The sequence below is a fragment of the Streptomyces sp. NPDC029151 genome, from assembly GCF_055564315.1.
Genome location: NZ_JBVHWQ010000015.1, coordinates 1 through 1,830, shown reverse-complemented (window position 1 = coordinate 1,830; position 1,830 = coordinate 1). Strand labels below are relative to the sequence as shown.

Below are 1,830 nucleotides of genomic sequence, written 5' to 3'. Positions count from 1 at the left end.
TCCTCCGCTCCCCCCCCCCCCCCCCCCCCCCCCCCCCCCCCCCCCCTCCCCCCCCCCCCCCCCCCCCCCCCCCCCCACCCCGGGGCGTCGCCGTGTGTGCCGCAAGGCCGAGAAGAAGGAGCCGGAAAAAGGAGGCGGAAAGGAGGGGGAGCAGCCCACGGGGACGTGGGACGTGTGGGTAAGGCGCCGGCGGGCGAAGCACCGGGGGACGGGAGAGGGAAGGAGGGAGGGCGGGGGCTGCGACGCCGCCGGCCGTGGGGCCCGGGCGGGCAAGGGCCCTCGGCAGCCGCCCGGTCCCGGATGCGCCCCGGTGCGCGACGGACGCTGGCCCTGGCCAGGCAGGAGGCACACTCCGTTGACGCCGGTCGGATCCCGGGACCGCGGCCCCGCCGCACACCGACAGCGACGGGCCGGGGAAGAGCAACAGGACGAGGGGCCCGCCACAGTCGTGGCGGGCCCCTCGTGGGCCACCGGCTCCGGTACTCCGGCGGAGCTTCCGCTCAGGCCGGCTGCAACTCCCGTTCCCGAGAGGCGGCGGCCGCCGGTACGGCCTCCCGGAGTGTGGAGACCACCAGCTCCAGTTGTTCGTCGCCCCTCACCATCTCCATGTGCCGGCCGGGCATCGCCCGCTGGGCCAGCCCGGCCGGGTACAGGCCGCGCCAGTGGGCGATGTACCGGGCTTCCGGCACCTCGTCGCCGCTGCCGTCCCGTACCGTGTCGCTGACGAACAGCGTCGCCCTGGCTCCCGAGCGCCGGGGCCGGTAGGCGGCGAGCGAGCGCACCTCGGCCTCCAGCACGGCGTAGGGCAGCCACTCGTCGAGCGTGACCAGGGCCTCGTCCAGGTTCATCTCCGGTGCCAGGCGCCGCAACTCCCGCTGCGTCGCGGCCCGTTCGGCGCCCCGCTCGCCCTGACCCCGGTGCCACAACGCGTTCACCCGGTGGTACACCTCGGCGTGCCGTTCGAAGCGGCCCCGCTGGTCGTCGCCGGTCACCGCCGGCTCCAGCAGGTACAGGCCCGAGACCTCCTCCGGTGCCGCCGCTCCCATCGCGTGTGCGATCACGGCACCCGTCGACCATCCGAGGATCCTGCACGGACCCGTGGGCTGCACCCTGCGGATCTCCCGCCAGTACCGTTCCGCGATCGACTCGATCCCGACGAGCGGCGCCTCGTCCGCGTCGAGTCCCGGGGCCTGGATGCCGTACACGGTGAACGTGCCCGCCAGGCACCGCGCGAGCGACCGGTACGGGTGGGTGCTGCCACCGCCCGGGTGTACGCAGAACAGCACGGGCAGCTCGGGATCGACCACGGACGAGAGGAGCACCACGAGCCCGGACGACGCCGGTTGCGGGACGTCGAGCACGGCCGCCAGCTCGGCCACCGTCGGATGCCGCACGATCTGCTGGAGGGCGACGCCCAGACCGGCCTCCCGCAGCCGGGAGACCACCCGCACCGAGCTGATCGACTGCCCGCCCAGTTCGAAGAAGTTGTCGTGGATGCCGACGGTGTCGATGCCGAGGACGTCGGACCACACGCCGGCGATGGTTGCTTCCGTCGCGGTGCGGGGGGCGGTGTAGGTGGTGGCGAGTTCGGGTCGGTGGTGGTCGGGTGCGGGGAGGGCCTTGGTGTCGACCTTGCCGTTGGGTGTCAGGGGCAGGTGGTCGAGGGTGACGTAGAGGCTGGGGACCATGTGGTCGGGCAGCTGCCTTTGGAGATGGGCGCGCAGGTCGGGGGTGCCGGGGGTGTGTCCGGGGGTGGGGACGAGGTAGGCGACGAGCTGCTTGTTGCCCGGGGTGTCCTCGCGGACGGTGACCGCGGTGGTGTGGACCTGG

1 protein-coding gene is annotated in these 1,830 nt (G+C 74.2%); it reads right to left on the bottom strand.

Features of this window, described 5'->3' with window-relative positions:
- Window positions 1-500: 500 nt before the first annotated feature.
- Window positions 501-1,830, bottom strand: a 1,330-nt coding sequence (locus tag ACZ4VF_RS35545; RefSeq protein ID WP_467931208.1) for an alpha/beta fold hydrolase, incomplete at its 5' end; no start/stop codon positions are given.